The following is a 1,013-nucleotide window of genomic DNA, read 5'->3' on the forward strand; positions in this document are numbered from 1 at the left end:
TGGGAACTCCGGGGTTCTCGGAGAACGATCGATTGGGAGTCCAGGTGCATCGAAAAAGGCACTCACTGTCGGTGCAGCACGGTACGCATCATCTGATGTGACGCACTTCTCCAGTCGCGGGCCAGTCGGGTTTGGATCAGATAGACGCGCAGGCGTGGATGTTATCGCGCCTGGTGAAGAGGTGATTTCGTCGTATCCACCCGCTCTTGAAGAAGGCTCTGAGCCGTACGTCAAAATGGACGGGACATCAATGGCTGCACCCCATGTAAGTGGGACTGTGGCCCTACTGCTTGATGCAAACCCAGACATGAGTCTGTCGGAGGTTCGTCAGACGCTTCGGTCAACTGCACAGCCGCTTCCGCAGAACGAATCAAGTGTTGGTGCGGGCATGCTTGATGCGTGGTCCGCAGTCAACGCAACGACTAGATTGGCCCAAAAGAACGCTTCAACCGAAGCCGGTGTTCACGAACTTTATGCTGGAGTTGGAAATTCATCCGACAACTCGGTGTGGATAACACGTGAACCACTGGTTGACCAACTCAATGATGTAGAAACAAGCCCAGACTTGCGAGCAGCGAATCCGGGACTACTCAACAATGGCCTCACTATCGTCACCCACGAAAGCCCGGTCAACGCAACGTTCTCCCTGTATATTGATGCAGACCGTGACAACACGACAGGGAGTGAAACTGGTGCAGATTATCGTCTAGACATCGTTCGGAGAAGCACTGAAAACGGATTAACACTCTGGACGGATGGCTATGCATTTAATTCAACTAGTCAATCGTTCGAGTTCACGACTGCTATCTCTGCTGATCCAGACACGTGGGATATCAGTCAAAACAGGGTTCGCATCGAGGGACTCAGCTTCGAAAAGCGCGACGATGCGAAGCCGTTTAACTGGTACCTTACTGCCAGTTCAAGTGAGTCAACTGAAAAAGATCGGTTCCCAAACAAGGGACAGTTCACTTACGGAACAGAGACTGTGTCAGTTCCAGGAACCGCAGTTGCGT

Annotated in this window: 1 protein-coding gene; it reads left to right on the forward strand. The window is 52.2% G+C overall.

The window, feature by feature from the left end:
* Window positions 1–31: 31 nt before the first annotated feature.
* Window positions 32–1,013 (forward strand): S8 family serine peptidase (locus AUR66_RS20510; RefSeq protein WP_231727821.1); only part of this gene is annotated, 982 nt, incomplete at its 3' end.

The organism is Haloferax profundi (assembly GCF_001469865.1).
GTDB lineage: Archaea > Halobacteriota > Halobacteria > Halobacteriales > Haloferacaceae > Haloferax > Haloferax profundi.